Origin of the sequence: Paenibacillus algorifonticola (assembly GCF_050481745.1) — a bacterium.
In the GTDB taxonomy this organism is placed as follows: domain Bacteria; phylum Bacillota; class Bacilli; order Paenibacillales; family Paenibacillaceae; genus Pristimantibacillus; species Pristimantibacillus algorifonticola_A.
This window is the reverse complement of record NZ_JBCNGR010000017.1, coordinates 251,070-274,835: the sequence shown is the minus strand read 5'-3', so window position 1 is coordinate 274,835 and position 23,766 is coordinate 251,070. Positions and strand designations below refer to the sequence as shown.

19 protein-coding genes are annotated in these 23,766 nt (G+C 48.9%); 2 read left to right on the top strand and 17 right to left on the bottom strand.

Annotated features, from left to right (window positions below; all coding sequences use genetic code 11):
* Both ftsX and ftsE read right to left on the bottom strand, forming a co-directional pair.
* The gene (gene ftsX, locus ABEW34_RS17440) at positions 1-912 is read right to left on the bottom strand and encodes a permease-like cell division protein FtsX (RefSeq protein ID WP_430160430.1); all 912 of its coding nucleotides are present in this window, start codon (positions 910-912) and stop codon (positions 1-3) included.
* The gene (ftsE, locus tag ABEW34_RS17435) at positions 902-1,588 is read right to left on the bottom strand and encodes a cell division ATP-binding protein FtsE (RefSeq protein WP_046229739.1); all 687 of its coding nucleotides are present in this window, start codon (positions 1,586-1,588) and stop codon (positions 902-904) included. The genes ftsX and ftsE overlap by 11 nt, the downstream gene beginning before the upstream one ends.
* Before the next feature lie 237 nt (positions 1,589-1,825).
* Between ftsE and ABEW34_RS17430 the strand changes: the two genes are divergently transcribed.
* Both ABEW34_RS17430 and ABEW34_RS17425 read left to right on the top strand, forming a co-directional pair.
* The gene (locus ABEW34_RS17430) at positions 1,826-3,298 is read left to right on the top strand and encodes a VanW family protein (RefSeq protein ID WP_430160429.1); all 1,473 of its coding nucleotides are present in this window, start codon (positions 1,826-1,828) and stop codon (positions 3,296-3,298) included.
* Between the two features lie 238 nt (positions 3,299-3,536).
* Positions 3,537-5,486: an amidase family protein gene (locus ABEW34_RS17425; RefSeq protein WP_430160428.1), complete on the top strand. Its 1,950-nt coding sequence runs from the start codon at positions 3,537-3,539 to the stop codon at positions 5,484-5,486.
* Between the two features lie 127 nt (positions 5,487-5,613).
* Here ABEW34_RS17425 and argH read toward each other — a convergent pair whose 3' ends face one another.
* From argH to ABEW34_RS17350, 15 genes are all read right to left on the bottom strand, one after another.
* Positions 5,614-7,029, bottom strand: a complete 1,416-nt coding sequence (gene argH, locus ABEW34_RS17420) for an argininosuccinate lyase (RefSeq protein ID WP_430160427.1) — start codon at positions 7,027-7,029, stop codon at positions 5,614-5,616.
* A 97-nt stretch (positions 7,030-7,126) separates the two neighbouring features.
* Positions 7,127-8,356, bottom strand: coding sequence for an argininosuccinate synthase (locus tag ABEW34_RS17415; RefSeq protein ID WP_430160426.1), 1,230 nt, complete (start codon positions 8,354-8,356; stop codon positions 7,127-7,129).
* A 94-nt stretch (positions 8,357-8,450) separates the two neighbouring features.
* Positions 8,451-9,428 carry an ornithine carbamoyltransferase gene (gene argF, locus ABEW34_RS17410; protein ID WP_430160425.1) on the bottom strand — a complete coding sequence of 326 codons (978 nt, stop codon included), beginning with the start codon at positions 9,426-9,428 and terminating at the stop codon, positions 8,451-8,453.
* A 25-nt stretch (positions 9,429-9,453) separates the two neighbouring features.
* A complete protein-coding gene (locus tag ABEW34_RS17405) occupies positions 9,454-10,653 on the bottom strand; it encodes an acetylornithine transaminase (protein ID WP_430160424.1) in 1,200 nt (399 codons plus the stop codon).
* 30 nt (positions 10,654-10,683) lie between these two features.
* Complete coding sequence (gene argB / locus ABEW34_RS17400) at positions 10,684-11,475, bottom strand: acetylglutamate kinase (protein WP_430160423.1); 792 nt, start codon at positions 11,473-11,475, stop codon at positions 10,684-10,686.
* 44 nt (positions 11,476-11,519) lie between these two features.
* Positions 11,520-12,761: a bifunctional glutamate N-acetyltransferase/amino-acid acetyltransferase ArgJ gene (gene argJ, locus ABEW34_RS17395; RefSeq protein ID WP_430160422.1), complete on the bottom strand. Its 1,242-nt coding sequence runs from the start codon at positions 12,759-12,761 to the stop codon at positions 11,520-11,522.
* A 49-nt stretch (positions 12,762-12,810) separates the two neighbouring features.
* Positions 12,811-13,860, bottom strand: a complete 1,050-nt coding sequence (argC, locus tag ABEW34_RS17390; protein ID WP_430160421.1) for an N-acetyl-gamma-glutamyl-phosphate reductase — start codon at positions 13,858-13,860, stop codon at positions 12,811-12,813.
* Positions 13,861-14,045: 185 nt separating this feature from the next.
* Positions 14,046-14,969 (bottom strand): YitT family protein, encoded by a 924-nt coding sequence (locus ABEW34_RS17385; RefSeq protein ID WP_430160420.1) that lies wholly within the window; start codon positions 14,967-14,969, stop codon positions 14,046-14,048.
* Positions 14,970-15,171: 202 nt separating this feature from the next.
* A protein-coding gene (gene prfB, locus ABEW34_RS17380) for a peptide chain release factor 2 (protein ID WP_099518255.1) occupies positions 15,172-16,279 on the bottom strand; the annotation gives its coding sequence in 2 pieces (ribosomal slippage) (positions 15,172-16,206 and positions 16,208-16,279; 1,107 coding nt in all).
* 164 nt (positions 16,280-16,443) lie between these two features.
* Positions 16,444-18,948, bottom strand: a complete 2,505-nt coding sequence (gene secA, locus ABEW34_RS17375; RefSeq protein ID WP_430160419.1) for a preprotein translocase subunit SecA — start codon at positions 18,946-18,948, stop codon at positions 16,444-16,446.
* Between the two features lie 539 nt (positions 18,949-19,487).
* Complete coding sequence (gene hpf / locus ABEW34_RS17370) at positions 19,488-20,033, bottom strand: ribosome hibernation-promoting factor, HPF/YfiA family (protein ID WP_099518253.1); 546 nt, start codon at positions 20,031-20,033, stop codon at positions 19,488-19,490.
* A gap of 234 nt (positions 20,034-20,267) precedes the next feature.
* Positions 20,268-20,465, bottom strand: coding sequence for a cold shock domain-containing protein (locus tag ABEW34_RS17365; protein ID WP_056036940.1), 198 nt, complete (start codon positions 20,463-20,465; stop codon positions 20,268-20,270).
* A gap of 391 nt (positions 20,466-20,856) precedes the next feature.
* Positions 20,857-21,678 (bottom strand): hypothetical protein, encoded by an 822-nt coding sequence (locus ABEW34_RS17360; RefSeq protein ID WP_430160418.1) that lies wholly within the window; start codon positions 21,676-21,678, stop codon positions 20,857-20,859.
* Between the two features lie 419 nt (positions 21,679-22,097).
* Positions 22,098-23,321: a flagellin lysine-N-methylase gene (gene fliB / locus ABEW34_RS17355; protein ID WP_430160417.1), complete on the bottom strand. Its 1,224-nt coding sequence runs from the start codon at positions 23,319-23,321 to the stop codon at positions 22,098-22,100.
* Positions 23,322-23,445: 124 nt separating this feature from the next.
* Positions 23,446-23,766: a hypothetical protein gene (locus tag ABEW34_RS17350; protein WP_430160416.1), complete on the bottom strand. Its 321-nt coding sequence runs from the start codon at positions 23,764-23,766 to the stop codon at positions 23,446-23,448.

Sequence of the window (23,766 nt, the reverse complement as noted above, 5' to 3'; positions counted from 1 at the left end):
CTACACTTTCAAATATTTTCGAATGGATATCGTACTTCCCCATATGCCGATCAAGGTGCCCAGTCCAATTAATACACCGCTAATTTCAAGTCCAACCTGCTGAACCGATACGAGACTAAGCATCATCAGCCCAAGTCCCTCCTGCGTCAATGTAACAAACTGTGCGTAGCTGATGAGCAGCACAACCGTCGTCAATATCGAAGCAATCATGCCAATAAGCGCACCTTCAATGAAAAACGGCCAGCGGATAAACGCATTCGTCGCGCCTACCAGTTTCATAATGCCAATTTCCCGGCGCCTGGCTACAATCGTCACTTTAATCGTGTTGGAAATGAGGAACATAGCGGTTACCGTAAGCGCCAGCACGATCACGAGGCCAATGGTACGTACCGCATTCGTAATTTTGAACAGCGTCTCGATTTTGCCTTCCCCATATTTCACGCTCGTAATTGGCGCTGTTTCATCGCCTGTGTTAAGCGCCTCGATCTGCGCTGCTGCGCTGCTGACAGACTGAGGTTTAAATACTTCTACGGTAAAAGAGTCCGGTAGCGGGTTGCTCGCATCATCATAGCCGTCAAGCAAGCCTTCGTCGCTCAAATTTTTGCGGAGCTCCTCAAGTCCCTCTTCCTTCGTAACCAGCGTAACCTTCTTCACCTCAGGGATGAGGCGGATTTTATTCTCGACCTCCTCCATCTTCGCCTTGTCTATATCCAGCTGCAGAAATACGCGAATTTCCACCTTGCTCTCCACCGAGGAGGCAAAATTGTTTACATTCAGCGCCAGCAGCATAAACGCCCCAAGTAAAAATAACGAAATAAAAATTGAGCTAATGGAAGCAAACGACATCCAGCCGTTGCGAATAATATTTTTACAGCCTTCTCTAAGGTGGCGGAGCAGGGTTCTAAATTTCATAACCGTACTCCCCTCTTGCCTCATCCCGAACGACCAAGCCATTCTCGATTGCGATGACACGCTTGCGCAAGCTGTTTACTATATCGCGGTTATGCGTCGCCATGACGATGGTCGAGCCGCGGAAGTTGATTTCCTCCAGCAAAGCCATAATCTCCATGGACGTCTCCGGGTCCAAATTGCCGGTGGGCTCGTCCGCTACAATAACCGACGGGTTATTCACTATTGCCCGGGCAATCGACACGCGCTGCTGTTCTCCTCCTGAAAGCTGGGCTGGCAGGCTGGCATGCTTATGCTTTAGACCGACGAGGTCAAGAACCTCCATCGTCCTTTTTTTGATAATCCGCTTGGGAGCTTCGATAACCTCCATCGCAAAAGCGACATTTTCAAACACGGTCAGCTTCGGAAGCAATCTAAAATCTTGAAAAATAACGCCTATGTTGCGCCGTACAAATGGAATTTTGCGCGGCTTCAGCTTGCCTATATTAAAACCATTTACGGAAAGCTGCCCTTTCGTAGGCACTTCCTCGCGATAGATCAGCTTCATGAAGGTTGATTTCCCTGCCCCGGAAGGCCCTACCAAATACACAAATTCATTGCGGTCTATGCGTACGGACACTCCTCGCAGTGCATGAGTACCGTCGACGTAAGTCTTCCAAATGTCTTGCATTTCAATCACGTTATCACATCCTGTTTTTAGTCAGCATTAGTAATTCGACAATGACATGGGAAATCCTTTCTTTTCGACGGTTTCTTTCCTCATTTTTCACAATTCTCATATTCATTCTAGCTGCTTGCATATACATAACAGAGTCGCTTTCGAAATATAAGAATTTATAAGTTACGCACTTATAAATGGGCTTATATTTCTCGGAGTGAAACGAGCTGCGCCGCCAAAGGAAGGGGGATTGTCCCATTGAAAAAATTGCATCTCACCAGCATTTTTGTATTTGCCCTGCTGCTTGCAGCATCCGTCAGCTGGGGTGGACTCACCTATTATGCCGAGCAGCGCACCGTGCCGGCAGGCGTAACCGCGGGCGGGCTGAATATTGGCGGGCTGCCTATCCCGGAAGCGATTAAACTGCTGAGCGACTATGAGCAGGCGCTTGGCGCGCGTGAGCTGACCGTCGCTACCGGCAGTGCCGGCTCGGACAGACGCACGTGGAAGGCCGAAGCGTTTGGCTACAAGGCCGATACCTCGGAGGTGCGCGGGGCTTTGCAGCAGCTCGGCAAAGGAGCTTTATGGGAGGCGGTGAAATACCGCTATCATTTTCCGCGAAACTTTGAGCTTGCGCAGACATTTGATCAAGCTTTGTTCGAAAAGCTTATTCGCCAGCAGTGGGGCTGGCTGGAGCAAAATGAGCCCAAAGATGCCGTCCGCACGATTACGGACCAAGATGAAATTTTATTTGAGCCGGAAGCAGAAGCGTACCGTATTGAAATGAGCCGACTGGCCGCTGACGTGAAAAGCTGGCTTTGGCTCGCCGCCGATGCTAAATCCCCTGCGGAGCAAGCGGCATATAACACCGAACTCCCTATCCTTACCCTGTCTCCTTCCGTAACGCTCGAGCAGCTTAAGGCGCAAGGGGTTGAGCGCAAAATGATGTCATTCACGACCGACTTCGCTGCAAGCGCCGAGGGCCGCGCCTATAATGTCGCCTCAACGGCGGCTGCTCTCGACAACTGGCTGCTGGCACCGGGCGAGGTTTTTGATTACAGCAAAGTCATTCGCAGGGTCGAGGAAAAATACGGTTTTCGGGAGGCTCCCGTCATCTTGAATGGCAAGCTTGTTCCCGGTATCGGCGGCGGCATCTGCCAAGTATCCAGCACACTTTACAACGCTGCACTGCGCGCAGGCCTTGAAATTGTCGAAAGACGCAACCACTCGCTGCCCGTCTCTTATTTGCCCGTTGGACAAGACGCTACCTATGCCGACGGCGCCATTAACTTTCGGTTTCGCAATTCAACGGACAAGTACATCGTCATTCGCGCGACATCTGCGGGCCGCAAGCTGACCGTCAAGCTATTCGGAAAAATGTCCGAGGATGTACAATACCGCATTGAATCGGTTACCGTCGGCACTCTGTCTCCAGAGGTGCAGCAGCTTCAAGACCCTGCGCTGCCAGCTGGCTCACGCAAGGTGATTGCACCAGGACGCAACGGCTATGTCGTCGACACATTCAGAGTGACGCTGGAAAATGGAAAACCACCAATTAAGGAGCGTATTTCGCGCGACACATACCGTGCCCAGCCTACTGTCATTCATATTGGCACGGGGAAAGCAGGGGGCACCGATCAGACACCAGGACCACAGCCCGCTCCAGCTCCAAGCGCGCCCAACGAACCCGGTACACCGACAGAACCGCTGCTTGAGGATGGCATCAGCTGAATTTTAATATTAACTATCACAATTAGATAACATAAATATAACGTCAGAAAAATCGAATCTATAATTTATGTAATATTTATTAACACAATGAGATAACGGGACAAAATAGCTGATATAACTAGAAATTCAGTCATTCAACCGCTTACTTGGATGATTTACGAACCTTGCATACTCTATGCTCCCTACTATACTCTTAATTATGTTAGGTTACATTACATAATAGAGAGGGAGTTTAAAGATGCCACATCTTCTTTCATCATGGAAAAAACACAGTGCCGCTTTGCTTGTCGGGGCATTGCTGCTCACAGGGCCTTTAACAGCCTCTACTGCTGCGGCAGCAGCTGTCTATCAAGGAGAATCTTCGAAAGCGATAGAGCTGCAGCTGGGGGATGCCAGTATTTCCTCTGACAAGCTTATTCCTTCGGCAGAGCTAAAAAAACTATTTGACCAAAGCGCCAAGCTCGCAGGCGGAGACGCTACGTTCAAGGCCGCGCCGAAAGGGGCGACCGTCACTCGCAAGGACGTCGCGGTCATGATCGCGGAAGGACTGCACTTGTCCCCAGCCGCCGAGCCATACAAAGACGTGCCGGATAAAGCATCCTATGCCTCATCAGTAGGAGCGGTCATGGAAGCGAAGTTGATGCTTGGCGTTAGCCAGACCCATTTTGCACCAAACCAATCGCTGACTTATTCGGGGGCCTATGCGCTTGCCTATCGCATTTATAATTACAGCATGCCATTCCTGCTGCCGGAAGCGACGATTGCCAGCATTCAGCAGGCTGTCGGCCAGGGCAAGCTTACTTACAAAGAACTGGTTCAGCAATATTTGGATCGCATTGAGAAATACGATGACCAAGGCATTAAGCTGAACGCAATTTTGACGATCAATCCAAAGGCGCTTGAAATCGCAGGCGAGCTGGATAAAGAACGTGCAGCCTCCGGCATTCGCGGCCCGCTGCACGGCATTCCCGTCATCGTGAAGGACAACTATGACACGAATGACATGCCCACGACGGCAGGCTGCCTCTGCCTGAAGGATTCCATTCCTTCCGAGGATGCCGATCAGGTTGCCAAGCTTAAGGCAGCAGGCGCCATTATTTTAGCCAAAGCCAACTTGCATGAGTTTGCATTCGGCATTACAACGAGCAGCTCCTTAGGCGGCCAAACCTTGAACCCTTATGCGCTGGACCACTACCCCGGCGGCTCCAGCGGCGGCACAGGCGCTGCCATTGCAGCAAACTTCGGCGTCATCGGCATGGGCACCGATACAGGCGGCTCCATCCGCATCCCATCGACCTATAACAGTCTCGTCGGCATTCGCCCAACGATCGGCCTCTCCAGCCGCGACGGCATCATTCCGCTCGCCCTGTCGCAGGACGTAGGCGGACCTATGACCCGGACCGTGACGGATGCTGCCATCGTTTTGGACGCAACGGTTGGTTATGACCCTGACGATGTCGCGACAGCAGCAAGCATCAGCCATATTCCAAGCAGCTACACGAGCTATCTGGATGCGAAAGGCTTGAAGGGCGCACGCATCGGCGTGGCCACCGAGCTATTCGGAACTGCGGAAGCAGAGCAGCCGACCACTGAAGTGGTACAAGCGGCTGTTAAGGACTTAGCTAAGCTAGGTGCGGTAACTATCGATATTACCATTCCTAACCTGAAGGAAATTATGGCTTACCCAAGTCTCAGCGGCTATGAATTCAAATTCCAGCTGAATGAATATTTGGCAGAGCTGGGCTCCAAAGCCCCTTACCACTCGCTTACTGAAATTATTGCTTCCGGCCAATTCGACAAATCGATGGAAGCTTCGCTCAAATCACGCGATGCCAGACAATCGCTGAATACAGAGGATTACAAGGACATCGTGCTGTTCCGTACGAAAACGACAAAAGACGCGCTGCTGAAGGTGATGGCTGACAACAACCTTGATGCGATCGTCTATCCTTCGACTACGCAAACAGCTGCATTAATTGGCGAAGCACAAAGCGCAGGCGGCAACAATCGCCTCAGCCCGTTCTCCGGGTTCCCAGCCATTACCGTGCCTGCCGGCTACACAGCTGAAGGGCTCGGAGCGAGCATTGAATTCCTCGGCCGCGAATATAGCGAGCCGACACTGATCAAGCTGGCTTACTCGTACGAGCAAGGAACAAAGCATCGCGTTGCACCCGTGCTTGCCCCATAAGAAAGCAGCACATGTTCATAAGCATGCGATTACTATAATTGCAAGCTCACTCGAGAAAGCAAAAAAATCTCCAAACCCACTGTAAAGGTGGATTTGGAGATTTTTGATTTTAAACCCCAAGCAAAGCTTAACGGCTGCGCTCAGCGTATTCTGTTACCCATGCGGCTACCTTCAGCAGGTCCTCATCGGCACGGCCAATAGCTGCTTCAACCTGTACAGTCGCTGTGCCGCCATAGACGTTGCGGGCATCGACAACCTGCTCCGGCTGGAGCACCGCATAAATGCGATCATCAAACAGCTCGGAGAATTGCTTGAATTCCTCCAGATTCAGATCTAGCAAGTATTTGCCCTGCTCGATGCAATAAAGCACCGTTTTACCGATCACTTCATGTGCTTGGCGGAAAGGCAATCCTTTGCCCACGAGGAAATCGGCAATATCCGTCGCATTGGAGAAATCCTGATTGACCGCTTGACGCATCCGGTCTTTGTTGACCTTCATCGTCGCAATCATCGGCGCGAACAGCTGCAGCGCGCCTTGCAGCGTGCGAACCGTATCAAACATGCCTTCCTTGTCTTCCTGCATATCCTTGTTGTATGCCAGCGGAAGCGATTTTAAAACCGTCAGCAGGCCGACCAGGTTGCCGTAGACACGGCCTGTTTTGCCGCGCACAAGTTCAGGCACATCCGGATTTTTCTTCTGCGGCATAATGCTGCTGCCTGTGCAGAAAGCATCATCCAGCTCGACGAAATTGAACTCTGTGCTGGACCACAGGATGAGCTCTTCACTCAGACGCGACAGATGCATCATAATGATCGAAGCATGGGAGAGAAATTCCAAAATAAAGTCGCGGTCGCTGACTGCATCCAGACTATTTTCATAAACACGATCAAATTTCAGCTGGCTCGCTACAAAATGGCGGTCGATTGGGAACGTTGTTCCCGCAAGCGCGCCTGCGCCAAGCGGCAGCATGTTGATGCGTTTGTAGCTGTCTTGCAGGCGCTCAATGTCGCGTCCGAACATTGCTACGTAAGCCATCAAATGATGAGCGAACAAAATCGGCTGGGCACGCTGCAAATGCGTGTAGCCCGGCACGATTGTAGCGGTATTCGCTTTCGCCTGCTCCACAAGCGACGCTTGGAGCTTTTGCAGCAAATCCACAAATTCAACAACACGCTTGCGCAAATAGAGATGCATATCGGTCGAAACCTGGTCATTACGGCTGCGTCCGGTGTGCAGCTTGCCGCCTACCGAGCCAATATCGTCAATGAGCGTTTTCTCGATATTCATATGAATATCCTCGTCGGACACCGAGAACTCCAGATCATTGCGCTTAATGCGCTGCAAGACGCGGTGAAGGCCGTCCTGAATCGTCTCCACATCTTTATCCGGCAAAATGCCCTGCTTGCCCAGCATCGTTACATGAGCCAAGCTGCCTTGAATATCCTCTTCCGCCAGTTCCTTGTCGAACAGGATGGATGCTGTATATTCCTCCACCAGCTGATCAGTCTTCTTCGTAAATCTGCCGCCCCATAACTTGCTCACGTTATCGCACTCCCTCCCGGAAAAGGCGCGGGGCCGCTGCAAGAAGCGGCCTCTCCTTTGCTTCCGGCATCTATTAATAAATGACGTACTTTTATGGTTATTTACCGCTGTATTTCGTTCCGACCTTCAAACGCAGCGCGTTCAGGCGGATAAAGCCTGTAGCATCGCCTTGGTCATAAGCTTGTGTCGGATCAGCTTCCATCGTAGCGATTTCTGGGTTGTACAAGCTCACCGGGCTTTGTACGCCAGCGCCGATGATATTGCCTTTGTACAGCTTAAGGCGTACAGTACCGGTCACGTTTTTCTGCGATTCCAGCACAAGTGCTTGCAGCGCAAGACGCTCAGGCGCAAACCAGAAGCCGTTATATACAAGCTGGCTGTATTTTGCAATGAGGGAATCACGCAGATTCATGACTTCACGGTCCATCGTGAGCGACTCCATTTTGCGGTGTGCGCTGAACAGGATCGTGCCGCCCGGCGTCTCATACACACCACGGCTCTTCATGCCGACAAAACGGTTCTCGACCATATCCACGCGGCCAATACCGTGCTTGCCGCCCAAGTCGTTAAGCTTGTCCATGACCTGCAGCGGAGTAAGCGGCTCGCCGTTAATTGCCGTACAGTTGCCCGCTTCAAAAGACAGCTCTACGTATTCGGATTGATCGGGCGCATCTTCCGGCGCTACGCTGAGCACGAACATATCTTTGTTCTCATCGGAGCTTGGATCGAACCAAGGATCTTCCAGCATGCCGCTCTCAAAGCTGATATGCAGCAGGTTGCGGTCAGTAGAATATGGCTTGGCAGCCGAAGCCTGAACGGGAATGTTGTGCTTCTCGGCATAAGCGATCATCTCTGCGCGTCCTGGGAACTCTTCACGGAACTGCTCTTCACGCCAAGGAGCGATCACTTTAATATCAGGAGCAAGCGCGGCAACACCGAGCTCAAAACGAACTTGGTCGTTTCCTTTGCCAGTCGCGCCATGAGCGATAATAGTCGCACCTTCAGCGCGTGCAATATCAACCATACGCTTTGCGATCAGCGGACGGGCAATCGAAGTACCAAGCAGGTATTGGCCTTCATAGAAAGCGCCAGCCTGGAACATAGGGAAAATAAAATCAGACGCGAACTCATCGCGCAGATCGTCGATATAAACTTTCGAAGCGCCAGTCGCAAGCGCTTTTGCTTCCAGTCCGTCCAGCTCATCCTTTTGTCCGATGTCAGCTGTGAACGCGATAATTTCCGCATCATACGTTTCTTTCAGCCATTTGAGAATGACGGACGTGTCCAGACCGCCCGAATATGCCAATACGATTTTTTCCTTAGCCATTGTTATTGTCGCACTCCTTAAAATCAAAATGAATAATTCCGGCGAATATCCCACTATGCGGGTGGCAAGCCGAATAACGCCGGGTTAAGCTTTGTTACATAATCGCGGCCATAATGGCCTTTTGAGCATGAAGACGATTTTCCGCCTGGTCAAAAATAATCGAGTGGTCGCCGTCAATGACGCCCTCACTCACTTCCTCGCCGCGATGTGCAGGCAGGCAGTGCATGAATAAATAGTCTTTCTTCGCATGTGCAGCCAATGCTTCATTCACTTGATAAGCGGCAAAAGCAAGCTCGCGTTCCTTCTGCTCCGCTTCTTGTCCCATGCTTGCCCATACGTCCGTATAAACGACGTCAGCGCCCTCAATCGCTTCTCTCGGATCGCGGCACACATGAATGCGCGAGCCTGTCTCAGCTGCATGATCCTTCGTTTGCTGTACGATGTCTGCATCCGGCTCATAGCCTTCTGGAGTCGCCACCGACATATGAATGCCCAGCTTAGCTGCTCCCATCAGCAGGGAGTGCACCATGTTGTTGCCATCGCCGATATAAGCCACTTTCAGCCCTTCCAGCTTGCCTTTGTGCTCCAGAATCGTCTGGTAGTCGGCCAGCGCCTGACAAGGATGGGAAAGGTCGGTCAAGCCGTTAATAACCGGAATCGTTGCACCGCGCGCCAGCTCCACTACTTTGCGATGAGCGAACGTACGAATCATGATGCCGTCCAAATAGCGGGAAAGCGTCTGTGCCGTATCCCAAATGGACTCGCCGCGCCCGATTTGCAAATCATTGCCGCTCAGGAACAATCCGTGACCGCCGAGCTGGTAAATACCTGTCTCGAACGATACGCGCGTACGCGTCGACGATTTTTCAAAAATCATCCCGAGTGTTTTTCCTTTAAGCAAATGATGCGTTTCGCCCGCTTTCAGCTTTTGCTTAAGCTCGATAGCGAGATCGATCAGGTAACGGATTTCCGCTGGCGCATAATCGACCAGCATGAGAAAATCGCGGCCTTTCAGGCTCGCAGCCATTTCTTCTTTTACTGCTTCTTGCAATCGTATCTCCTCCACTTCCATCTATGCGTTTCATTTATGATAGCTGTTATTTATGGTCGCCCGCGCCTGCCAGCAGCTCGGCCAAAATGCTCACCGCTTGATCAATCTCCTCATTCGTAACGAGCAGATTGGGCAGCAGACGGATGACATTCGGCCCCGCCGAAATGACGAGTAGCCCTTTATCCTGCGCTGCAGTGAGCAATCCAGCAATTGGCTCCGCGCATTCGATACCTACAAGCAGCCCTTTGCCGCGAATGTCCTTCACGAATGAATGGCCTTCAAGCTTCGCTTTCAGTTGCGACGTCAAGTAGTCGCCCTTCTCCTCCGCGCGCTCAGACAGACGGTCGCCGACGATGGTCTCCAGCGTCGCCTTCACAACAGCTGTTGCAATAGGTGTTCCGCCAAAAGTGGAACCGTGGCTTCCTGGGCTAAACGCTTCACGCAGCTCTTCCCGGCACACCATTGCTCCTACAGGGAAGCCACTTCCCAGCCCTTTGGCCAGCGTGAAAATATCCGGTTCAATGCCGTAATGCTCGTAAGCGAACAGCTTGCCTGTACGGCCCATGCCCGTCTGAATTTCATCGACGATAAGCAAAATGCCATGCTTGCGGCATAGCTTGCACAGGGCATGCACAAATGCCGGATCAGCCGGATAAATGCCTCCTTCCGCCTGAACCAGCTCCAGCATAACTGCCGCTGTTTTATCGCTGATCGCCGCCTCCAGCGCTTCAATATCATTATAAGGAATGTAGCGGAAGCCCTCCGGCAACGGAGCAAAGCCTTCCTTTACCTTCTCTTGGCCCGTAGCTGTCAAGGTTGCCAGCGTCCGTCCGTGGAAGGAATTTTCGAATGTAATAATTTCATAACGGCCATTGCCTTTAATCTTCTGCTGGTATTTGCGCGCAAGCTTGATTGCCGCCTCATTCGCCTCTGCGCCCGAGTTGCAGAAAAATACCGCATCGCCGCTGCTGTTGTCCGTCAATAGCTTGGCAGCTTCCTCCTGATTCGGAATATGAAACAGGTTGGATACATGCCACAGCTCATCGAGCTGCTTTATTAAAGCTTCCTTGATTTTGCGAGGCGCATGTCCCAAATTCGTAACGGCGATGCCGCTCATGAAATCGAGGTAACGCTTGCCCTGATCATCCCACAGCCAGCTGCCTTCGCCCTTCACCAGCGCGATTGGGTATCTCGCATAAGTAGGCAGCAGCGAATTTGCCGCTGCCGCAGTTGTTTTCTCACTCATCGTTTATATCCTCCCTCCCGCTCTCGCGATTTAAACCCCTTTGACGATACGCGTACCGACTCCACCCTCGCGCACCGCCTTAGTCAATACGCCTGGCTCCTCGCCGCTGACGATGACGACTTCCTGCACCTGTCCTTGAATGCATTGCACAGCCGCGCGAACCTTCGGAATCATTCCGCCATATATTTCTCCGCTTGCGATCATCTCGTCGATATCGGCAACGGTGACCACAGGCAGCACCTGCTTCACACCATCAACCGTGCGCATAATGCCCGGCACATCGGTTACTACGATCATTTGATGCACACCCAGATGGGAAGCTACAGCCCCAGCCGCGGTATCCGCGTTAATGTTGTAGCGCTGCCCCTGTGCATCAATGCCTACAGGCGCAATAACAGGAATATAACCCATTGCCATCACGCCTTCTATAACAGCAGCGTTAATGTCCGTCACATCGCCTACAAAGCCGATCTCATCAGCATTCGCCACGGGACGTGCGGTAATCAGCTGGCCATCCACACCGGATAAGCCGAGCGCCTGTGCACCGCAGGAAGACATTTTCCGCACAATTTCCTTGTTGATGCGTCCCGACAAAACCATTTCGACGACATCCAGCACCGCTTCGCTCGTCTTGCGCAAGCCGCCGACAAACTCCGTCTCAATGCCAAGCTTCGCCAGCGTCTCCGAGATCGCCGGGCCGCCGCCGTGCACAATAACCGGGCTAACGCCAGCTTGCTGCAGCTCCCTCAGCTCGCCGAAGAAGGATTCAGGCAGCGCAGCAAGTGTGCTGCCGCCGCATTTCATTACAAATCGTTGCGTCATGCTATTATGAGCTCCTTTATCGCTTAATGCCGCCTCATGCACCGTTATGTACGGTAAGCCGCATTAATTCGCACGTAGTCATAAGTCAGGTCACAGCCCCAAGCCGTTGCTGCGCCTGCTTCCATATGCAAATCCACATGAATGACGACCGTATCGCCCTTCAAATACTCCAGCGCCTTCTCCTCGTCAAAAGCGACCGGCTTCGACTGCTGCAGCGTCACAATGCTGCCCAGCGAAATGTCGACCGTATCCGGGTTGACAGGCTCGCCAGCGCGGCCTACTGCCGCAATAATCCGGCCCCAGTTCGCATCTGCGCCAAAAACTGCCGATTTCACAAGGGAAGAACCAATGACCGTCTTCGCAATCGCTTGCGCCGATGCATCGCTAACCGCTCCGCGCACCTGAACCTCGACAAGCTTCGTTGCGCCTTCGCCGTCACGCGCGATCGCTTTCGCAAGCACCTCGCACACATGGCGAAGCGCCGCGCCGAAAGCTGCCCAGCCTTCGTGCTGCGCATTAAGCTCGCTGTTGCCGGCAAGTCCGCTCGCCATCGCAACGAGCATATCGTTCGTGCTTGTATCGCCATCTACCGTAATCATATTAAAAGTATGGTTCGTCGCTTCACGCAGCAGCTGCTGCAGCGCCTCGCTGCCAATTGCCGCATCCGTCGTAACGAAACCAAGCATCGTTGCCATGTTCGGGTGAATCATGCCGGAGCCTTTCGCCGCTCCTGCGATATGAATGAGCTGTCCGTCAATCTCAACGGATACGCAGACCATTTTTTGCACCAAATCGGTCGTCAAAATCGCTTGGCAGAAGCTTTCTGCCGCTTGCTTATCCGAGCCCAGCTTGACTGGCAGCTCGCTGATGCCGCTGCGCACTTTGTCCATCTTGAGCAGCTCGCCAATGACGCCGGTAGAAGCTACCGCCACTTCATCTGCTGCAATGCCAACACGCTCAGCGAATTTATTGCGCATTTCATAGGCATCCGCTTCGCCCTGCTCGCCAGTGCATGCATTGGCGTTGCCGCTGTTGACCAGCACAGCACGCAAGCGGCCGCCTTCGCCAATGCTCTCGCGCGTCACCTTAAGCGGTGCCGCCTGAAATACATTTGTCGTGTACACGCCTGCCGCTGCCGCCGGAACCTCGCATACGATTGCGCCAAGGTCATTGCGCGTCGTTTTTTTGAGGCCGCAGTGAATGCCGCCCGCTGTAAAGCCCTTTGGTGTTGTAATCGAGCCTTCCGCCACAACCTTATAAAGGGGTGCCGTGTGTCCCTGTCCCATAATTACATCGTTCTCCTTCGCTTCATGCTAATTTAGGTTATGCTGCTTCTTATGGATAAACAGGAACAAACTGCAAACCAAGCGTCTCATCCCAGCCCATCATAAGGTTCATGTTCTGAATCGCTTGTCCCGCTGCGCCTTTGACCAAATTATCAATGACCGAAACAATCGTCACTCTGCCCGTACGGCTATCGAACGCAAAGCCGATATCGCAATAATTCGAGCCCCATACTTCCTTCGTGGAAGGCAATTGTCCTTCAGGACGAATGCGCACAAATGGACGGTTCTCGTAATAGCTGCGATACAGGTCCATAAAATCATCCGCGCTTCTGCTATCTTTCACCGTTGCATACATCGTCGTCATAATGCCGCGCGTCATCGGCACGAGATGCGTCGAGAACGTAATCACAACCGAGCGGCCCGCAACATCGGAAAGCACCATTTCGATTTCCGGCGTATGCTGATGCTGATTCAGCTTGTAGGCTTTTAAATTCTCGTTCAGCTCGGAATAATGCGTACCAAGACTCGCGCCGCGTCCCGCTCCAGAAACGCCGGATTTCGCATCAATAATAATGCTGTCCGGATCGATAAAGCCAGCTTGCACAGCTGGAACAAGGCCGAGAAGCGCCGCCGTAACGTAACAGCCCGGGTTCGAAATGAGATTCGCACCCTGTACACGGTCGCCGTACACTTCGGCCAATCCGTATATCGCTTGCTTCAAATACTCCTCGTCCGCGGCGGGCTTTTTGTACCATTTTTCATATAAAGCTCTATCTTGCAGGCGGTAGTCGCCGGATAAATCAATCACTTTAAGACCTACAGCCAGCAAATCAGGTGCCAGCCTGGAAGCGACAGCCGCTGGTGTTGCCAAAAAAACAACATCCGCCTTGCTGCGGATCGCTTGTGGCTCTACATCATCTAGCAATTCTTCGCGAATGCCCGTTAAGTGCGGGTATCCTTCCGTAATCGGCGTCCCCGCGCTGGATGATGAAATAACCGAGGTCACCTCAGCAAGAGGATGTGAGGCTAACAATCGAATAAGCTCAACGCCGCCGTAGCCGGTTGAACCGATAATAGCTATTTTCAGTTTATCGCTCATATCCATCATCTCTCCCTATGAGACTATCTAAAAGTATATTGTACATGATTCGGCAGTCGATTAAAATACACTGTTTTTCCGTATTATTATACATGTCATTTCATATTAATACAATGAGCGAATGGATGTATTTTTGTGCCTCGCACGCTCGTACAACCCGTTGTTTGGGATCAATGTCGCTATTCCTATTCCAGCTTAAAACCTTCCCCTACTACCTCTGATGTATTGCTAATGATGACGAATGCAGATGGGTCAACTGTCCGAACGAGCTGCTTGAGCTTCGCCACTTCCATTTGCCCCACGACAACCATCAGTACGGTCCGCCCTTCACCGCTGTAGCCGCCATGCCCATCAAGCTTCGTCAAACCGCGGTCGAGATCATAAAGAATCGTCTCTGACAATTTTTCCGGCTCGCTGCTAATAATAAAAGCAACCTTCGAAACCGGCAGCCCGCTTTGAATAATATCAATTGTTTTGCTCGTTACAAACAGCCCGACTAAAGCATACAACGCCACTTCCGGCGAAATAAGCAGGCCAGCCGCAATGATGACACATCCGTCAAAAATAGCGACGGAGAGCCCCAGCGACAATCCCGTATAACGATGCAAAATTTGCGCTGCCAAGCCGAGGCCGCCCGTTGAGCCGCCTCCGCGAAAGACGATGCCAAGCCCGAGCCCAACGCCGATCCCGCCATAAATAGCTGCAAGCAAAGGATTATGTGTCGGTGTATCCCAATGGGAAGTAAGCAGAACGAATAACGGCAGCACGACGGAGCCAAGCGCCACTTTAAGCGCATAACGTTTGCCCAGCAGCCACAGCCCTACAAAAAACAAAGGGATATTAACAGCCCACTGCGTATAAGCTGGCGAGATGTCAGCAAAACGCTGGACCAGAATCGAAATGCCGGAAACACCGCCAGAAGCAATCTCATTAGGCACCAGAAATAAATTAAAGCTGGCCGCCATTATAAAAGAGCCCAGCAGCACCAGAAGCATGCTCCAAACGAGCTGTTTGCCAGGGCTGAGCGGTTTTTTCATCCGTTTGTTTATTACCTTCGAATTGGCCGCATGCGGCTTGCCGTTTTGTGTATCATTCATTTCTTTGCTCATCTCGAATCCCACCCAAATTCATAAAGTCTCACCTATAAGCGCTCATAAAAAAAGAAGAGTTCCACCCTTGTTCGAGTCGGAACTCTTCTTAGCTTACGTCAATATGGCTTGATCCATGCGTATTCATCCATATCCTATTTCCTATAACCACTTTTGCCAGATGCGGCAACTAACTGCTAGCAGCGCTATAATAGCCCGCCGTTTAGTCGTGGCGTATTTGATGGCGCAAATATCCGTTAATGAAGGCATTCAGGTCGCCATCCATAACGGCGCCTACATTGCCTGTCTCCACCGAGGTGCGATGATCCTTGACCATGCTGTACGGATGAAAAACATAGGAGCGGATTTGGCTGCCCCAGGCAATATCCGATTGCTCACCGCGAATTTCCGCGAGATGCTGCCGCTGCTCTTCAATTTTCCGCTCATAAAGCTTGGAGCGCAGCATATTCATCGCCCGCTCACGGTTCTGGATTTGCGAACGCTCCTGCTGGCAGGCCACGACAATCCCCGAAGGAATATGGGTAATGCGAATTGCCGATTCCGTCTTGTTGACGTGCTGTCCGCCCGCTCCACTGGCGCGGTATGTATCAACCTTCAAATCCTCACTGCGGATTTCAATATCGATGTCATCGGTAATTTCCGGAACTACATCGCAAGATGCGAAGGACGTATGACGACGGCCTGACGCATCAAACGGCGAAATACGAACGAGGCGGTGTACGCCCTTCTCCGCTTTAAGATAGCCGTAGGCGTTGTAGCCTTTGACCAAAATCGTAACGCTCTTGATGCCTGCCTCATCGCCCGGAAGATAATCAAGCAGCTCGACCTTGAAGCCGCTTTTCTCCGCCCAGCGTGTATACATGCGGTACAGCATTTGGCCCCAGTCCTGCGACTCGGTACCGCCGGCACCTGGATGCAGCTCAACGATAGCGTTAAGCTTATCATACGGCTGGTTGAGCAGCAGCGTCAGCTCAAAGTCATTCAGCTTGCGCAGCAGCTGGGCTGTACCCTCCAGCAGCTCAGGCTCAAGCGTCTCGTCCTGCTCTTCCTCTGCCAGCTCCAGCATCGTTTGCAAATCTTCCATTTCGCCGTTCAAACGCAAATATTGATCGACGACCGATTTGACCGCATTCATTTCGGAAATAACGTTTTGCGCCTTGTCATTGTCATCCCAAAAATCAGGCGCCGTCATTTTCTCCTCATAATTGGCGATTAATTCATTTTTTAGATCTAAGTCAAAGAGACCCCCTGAGATCTTGGAGCCGCTTCGCTATTTCCCGCAAATCTTGTTTCACCGTTGGTTCTATCATAGCGTACGTTTCACCTCAAATTTCTTAGCTTGTCTGGTTGCCCAGCTTTTTCTTGCTCTGCTGCTGCCTGATGGCATAAACGCGCCTGCTGCGAAGCGCTGCAGCTTTTGCCGCATTGCTCCGCACACTGGCGCGTTAAGCCTTGCCTATCCGATCACAGCATCTTATTTACCGTGGCACTGCTTGTATTTCTTCCCGCTGCCGCATGGGCAATCATCATTCCGGCCAACCCGGTCCAAACGCTTCGCCGGACGTTTTTCCTGGCTTTCGCCTGGGCTGTTCGTCGTCGTCTGGCCTTGAGCTACCTCTTGGCGCTCCAGGTTGCTTTCTACGCGCGACTTCATAATGTATTTGGCAACTTCCTCTTGGATCGTATCAATCATCGCCTTGAACATCTCAAAGCCCTCAAATTGATATTCGCGAAGCGGATCCGTACCGCCGTATGCCCGAAGGTGGATACCTTGGCGCAGCTGATCCATTGCATCGATGTGATCCATCCATTTGCTGTCAACCGCACGAAGTGAAACGACCTTCTCGAATTCACGCATCGTCGTTTCGCCAAGCTCTGCTTCACGCTCGTCATAATAAGCAACGACTTTGTCATAAATAAATTCGGTAATTTCCTCAATTTCCTTGCCCCAAATATCGTCTCTCGTCACAGTGCCTTCATTCAGAAGGTTCGCATCTACGAAGTCGACAATGGTTTCCAAATCCCACTCTTCCGGAATGTCCTCCGTACAGTGGGCTTTAACCGTGCGATCAATGACCGCTTTAATCATTTCCATGACGATTTCACGGATGTTATCGGAAGTGAGCACGTCCAGACGCTGCTTGTAAATCACTTCACGCTGCTGGTTCATGACATCATCATATTGAAGAACGACTTTACGCAGATCGAAGTTGTTTCCTTCTACACGCTTCTGAGCCGATTCTACTGCACGGGTAATCATCCGGCTCTCGATCGGTTGATCCTCTTCCAGACCGAGACGATCCATCATGGCCATAATGTTATCCGAGCCAAAACGACGCATCAGTTCATCTTCCAGCGACAAATAAAACTGGGACGAGCCCGGATCGCCTTGACGTCCGGCACGACCACGCAGCTGGTTATCGATCCGGCGGCTCTCATGGCGCTCCGTACCAATAATATGAAGGCCGCCAAATTCAGCTACCCCTTCACCGAGCATAATATCGGTACCGCGTCCCGCCATGTTAGTAGCAATAGTAACGGAGCCCTCTTGACCGGCACGCGAAATAATTTCAGCCTCTTCCGCATGGAACTTCGCATTCAGTACTTTATGTGCAATACCGCGGCGTTTAAGCATTTCTGCCAGCTTCTCGGAATTCTCAATGGAAATCGTGCCAACCAGTACAGGCTGTTTGTTCGCGTGGCGAGCTACGATCTCTTCCACAACGGCATTAAACTTGCCTTTTTCCGATTTATAAACGACATCCTGAAGATCTTTACGAATCATGGAGCGGTTCGTTGGAATTTGAATAACGTCCAAGCCGTAAATCCGCTTGAATTCTTCTTCCTCCGTCTTCGCCGTACCCGTCATGCCCGCAAGCTTGCGATACATCCGGAAATAGTTCTGGAACGTAATCGTCGCCAAGGTCATGCTCTCATTTTGTACTTTGAGCTGCTCCTTCGCTTCAATCGCTTGATGCAAGCCATCGCTGTAACGGCGACCAGACATTAGACGTCCAGTGAATTCATCAACGATGAGGACTTCGTCATCTTGAACGACATAATCGACATCGCGCTTCATAATGACATTAGCCTTAAGCGCCTGTTGGATATGGTGATTGAGCGTCACATTTTCATGGTCAAAAAGATTTTCAATGTGGAACGCCTTCTCAGCCTTCTCCACGCCTTCTTCCGTCAGCATAACGTTACGCAGCTTCACATCAATCGTGTAATCCTCTTCCGCCTTCAAACGGCTTAGGAAGCGGTCTGCCGAATAATAAAGCTCAGTCGACTTGGCAGCTTGTCCCGAAATAATAAGCGGTGTACGCGCCTCATCGACAAGGATGGAGTCCACTTCATCAATGATTGAGAAATAAAGCGGACGCTGAACCATTTGTTCTTTGTAAAGAACCATGTTGTCGCGCAAGTAATCGAAGCCAAACTCATTGTTCGTACCGTACGTAATATCGCAAGCATAGGCGCTTTGCTTCTCCTCATGCGACAAGCCGTTCAGGTTGCAGCCGACCGTCATGCCGAGGAAATTGTAAAGCTGAGCCATCAGCTGGCTGTCACGAGAAGCCAAATAATCATTGACCGTTACGACATGCACGCCTTTCTCCAGCAGCGCGTTCAAATACACAGGCAGTGTCGCTACGAGCGTTTTACCTTCACCGGTTCTCATCTCTGCAATTTTGCCCTCATGGAGAACGATACCGCCCATCAGCTGCACATCAAAATGACGCATGCCGAGCGTACGCTTCGAAGCTTCACGCGTAACTGCGAAAGCTTCTGGCAATATTTGATCAATCGTCTCCCCTTTAGCAAGGCGAGCTCTGAATTGTACAGTTTTAGCTGCGAGCTCCTCATCGGACAAAGCCGAGATGGTGGGCTCCAGTGCATTGATTTCTTCTACTTTACGCGTGAGGCGCTTAACCTCGCGCTCGTTCGCATCACCAAATATTTTTTTCACTAATCCGAGCATGGGGCTTCCCCTTTCACCTTACGCTTGTTTGCCTTAAATTGTAACAGTTTGCAGGATGCACCGCAACGCATCACCATTATTTTCAGGTAAGAATATAACCATTTTTACCAAAAGGAAAAAAGGCGTATCGCCTACGTATTCAACTGAGTTCATTATACATCGCGCAGAGGGCGAAATCAAAACGACTTCCTATTAAAAAGCGGCACTCTCTCCTATGGTTAAATGCACCATATCAAGCGTAAACGGCTGAAGCCGTCCTCTGACGGCTAAGCTGCCGTTTCGAGAGTGGAATATAAGCATATAAGCCCATTAAGTGTAAAACTTATAGGGGCTTATATTTCAAGGTGAAACGGCTGTCGCCGTCCTTTGAAGGCGCAGCGCGTTTCATTCCGAGAAATATAGAGAAATATAGAGAAATATAGAGAAAGGGTGGGAAAATCATATCCTTTCCTATATTTCAAAAAAATGAAAAAGCCCTCCCTCCCGCAGGAGGAAAGGCTTGAATTTGCAATAGATGTATAAGTACGACCGGCCTTCTATCAGCCTTGTTCAATTAATCCATATGTTCCATCATCGCGTTTGTATACGACGTTCACCTCTTCATTTAAGCTATTGGCGAATACGAAAAAGTTATGGCCGACCATATTCATTTGCAAAATGGCCTCCTCCACATCCATCGGCTTAAGCAGAAATTTCTTCGTCCTTACGACTTCGAAATCCTCTTCCTCATGCTCGAGAACGCCTACGGCGGAGCCTTCTTCCCTGAACAGCGATTTCACACCGCTATCATGGCGGAATCTACGGTTGACTTTCGTTTTGTGTTTGCGAATTTGTCTTTCCAGCTTATCCACAACTGTATCAATTGAGGCGTACATGTCGGCACTTTTCTCCTCTGCTCTCAAAAAGTTGCGGGCAATCGGAATCGTGACCTCGACAGCGTGTATGCCTTTCGTTACCGATAAGGTTACGGTTGTTTCGGAGGTAGGGGCTTCAAAATACTTCTCTAAGCGGCCGAGCTTCTTCTCGACATAATCCTTGAGTGCATCTGTCACTTGTAAATGTTGACCTCGAATGATGTATTCCATGGGGCATGCCTCCTTTACATGTTCTTATTATAACATAGTAGGGGAGGTATAGTAAAACTATTTTCTATTTATTTAGAATTTTCTAATAATTTATGTCGAAGGTTTGAACGGAGGTTTATTCGGGTATCTCCTGCAGTTTCAGGGGCACTTTTGTAAAAAATAAAAGCCCCGGTTGCCCGGAGCTTAAAGTTACATATAAATGAATCCTATAGACTGGCTAATGCAGCCTGATGATTACAGTTTAGTGACGTTAGCAGCTTGTGGACCGCGTGCGCCTTCTACGATGTCAAATTCAACCGCTTGGCCTTCGTCAAGAGTTTTGAAGCCTTCTGTTTGAATAGCCGAGAAGTGAACGAAAACGTCGCCGCCTTGATCAGTTTCGATAAATCCATAACCCTTCTCCGCGTTAAACCATTTAACTTTACCTTGCATGCATAAACAGTCCCTTCATCTTCAAATACTGTGAAACACCTTACTCATGTGGCCCACAATTTGACTATAACACCGCGTTATTAGAATTGTCAAACAATTTATTGTAAGCGAATACATTGTGACTGGATCTTGGTTACAGCATCTCGGATTGGGTATTTATTAAAGGCTCTTATAAGCCCCCATTACTTGAGTAGAGCTATTAAGCCTTCTGTAACCAAGTCATTTCGTCGCTGAAGTCCTAATAGCCATATAGCATTATTTTGGAGTCAAACAAAAACAGCCCTTCCTTGGTTAAGGAATGGACTGTTTTAAAGTTTTCCATATTCTTTTTCAGTTCAATATTTTGTTGATATACATATATCCAATCATTGAGTTGCATTCTGCTTACTAATTACTTTAACGTATATTTGCTAACTTCAAAGGTCAAGATTTTATCAAAAATGATATATTCCGTTTGAGTTGTGAACGGACCATTGTTCCAGTTTTTTTCAAATCCATATTTCGCCGAACCTGTGCCACCTGCTTTAGCATCATACCAATTTAAAAAAGCGTTAAGTTCAGTTGCAGTAAGGTCGTATTCTTTTTCAAAACCATTATCCAAAGTTATCGTCAAAATTGCATTTTCGTTTTCTGAAGGATCCGGGCTTTGTGTCGGCTCAGGACTAGGATTTTGTGTTGGTTCTGGACTAGGGCTTTGCGTTGGCACTGGTGTAGGATCTTGTGTCGGTTCTGGACTAGGGCTTTGCGTTGGCTCCGGTGTAGGTACGGTAACTTGTGAGTCTGTTCCAAGTATGCTTAGTTTAACGATTCCAACATACATATTTACTTGTGAAACCTTTACTTTCTTCACACCAACTATAGGCTGCACCGGATTCGTATCAAATCTTAAGCGCGGAAACGTATGTAAAACATTATCGTCAGCATCCAATAAATCGACTCTCGGAGAGTCACTTCCATTATAGGAAAAGCCAGCTACATCTTTAGGTACATCAAACTCCCATATAAATTCATCATATGCAAGAGTTTTTCCAAATAGAGTAGTATTTGAGGCATTATCTGTAATAGCCGCCAACTCTTCGGCACTGTACTGCGTGGGATATACATCTGGTATTTTACCTGCTATCAAATCTGTGCTTTCAGCTGAGACAGAGAAAATACCAAATAAACTTAATGACAATATCAACACCAAAACCAAGGAAACCTTCTTTTTCATACCAAACATCATCCTTTTCAATAGTAGTTTTTCCTACAAAACCCCATATGCCGTTAGCTCTATTCTAGAAAAAGAGCTTTTATGCCAATGAAGTTTAGCATCTAAATATTATATCGGAATTTTTTCCTATAATATTAGTTCTATTCTCAATATTTAATTAAAAAAATAGTAACAGAATAAAAGCCCAACCACTCAAGAATCCTAATTCTCCGTAAACGCCGATGTTAAGATGGGAGTAGTTTCTATTGGTTTCTTTTCTAATCATGGCATTATAGTCATTTCTCATAGCACAGAACCATTCAGTTTTTTTGTTTTTACAGGTCAAAAACAAGAAAAATCCCCTGTAAAACAGGAGATTTTTCTTGTTTTAATATTCTATTAACTGATATTAAGGAGTTACATTTTTTCCAGTTATATAGTTACTCATTTTTAATTAATAGAGACAAATGACCGATCGTGTCATAGTTTTCCTTTTTCAACTCTGCACATACATCCTTAACGAACTGATTATTGTGCTCATAATTTTTCGAGAAGGACTGAATTAATTTAACTACTATTTCATCTGTCAAACCCTCATGATATTTTGCTATGCCTATCAGATGCATCTTTATTAATGAGAAATTAACAGCAAGCATCGTAAATTGTTCGAATATATTCAACTTTCCCGAGACAGGAAACAGCGTATGATATACGGTATTAACCAAATAGTTTTCCAAAATATATTCATGATCTTTTATATAAGGCAAATAATACTCCATATACGCTTGTGTATAGTGTTTCATAATATTTTCTGGATCCTCATGTTCATTTTCAAGGCCATTAATATAATCGTCCAGGCATTCCCTGTATCTTACATTCCAAATCTTTTGCTCAGCACGATTCACAATCAGTTTATTAAGGAATGTCAGCTGAAATTCAGTATTTGAAGGAAAAACTTTATAATCCCTAAGTTCGGAATTCGTTTCCATTTGATATTTAAACTTGGCTATTTCGTCGGTTACTACTGAAAAATCACCGTTTTTTGTAGCTTCATAAATTTGATCGCAAAGCCAACCAAGAAGCAACAGGCGATGTGGTAATTCAAATTCCCGGTTTTGCAAAATTTCAATTGCTGCTATACGAATATCCCATAAAAACGAAGAAAATTCCCCAGTATTAGCGCTTACTTTACGATTCACGTAAATATTAGGCTTTCTAAGTGACTTACCTTGAATAAATTCGATTCCATTTGGCTCAAGCAACATGATTCTGGCAATCTCGGGGCAAGAAGGAGTAGCTGATATCTCTTGCACACCACTAACCTCATTAATCTTTCTAGGATAGGTAGCACAAGTTGGACTGAGATAATCCTCTCCTAAATTAGCTTGAATCGAGCATAAGCCGTTATCAAGCATGGTGCAGCCGCCTGTTTGTCCATCCAATTTCATAGATGCATAATGGGCATCATGAGCATTCGTCTCTATTTTAGTAACGTTCCCTTTAAAGCGTTCCCGCCATGCGCGATCCTTCACATTCATATATTTATTATAACTACGTTTATCAATTGAGATATGCCATAAAGCACAGCAGGTGTCCTCGCATTCTGCTCCAATACATTGAAAATGTTCCATATACTTAGGAATCAGCGCATAGTCTTCGGTCATATGTATCCTCCTCGTAATAACTCTTGGTCCGTTTACGTTTCTTACTGTTATATCGGCATTCATTCCTTAAAAAATGATAGAAGTCGCTTGGATATAAATCCCAAGCGACTTCTATCAGCCAGCATTATTTTTTCTGATCAAAAAAATAGCTTTCAGTGGAATATCCCATATCGTATGCATTTTTTTGTAGACGGAACGATTGAATTTTACCAAGTGCTACGGAGGCTTCACTTCTGATAGTATTCATTCTCTCCACAATAACCTGATCATACTCTAATATTTTAGAGAGCAGTTGCTTATCCGATTCCGATATCTCAGAATTTGCTTGGAGATTTTTTAAAACCTCGTCTCGAAGCTCAACTAAAGTATAAAAATCTTCTTCTGTGTTTTCCATTAGTACCGCTGCCATGGCTTGTGTCATATCATATAATTTCTGGATTGCCAT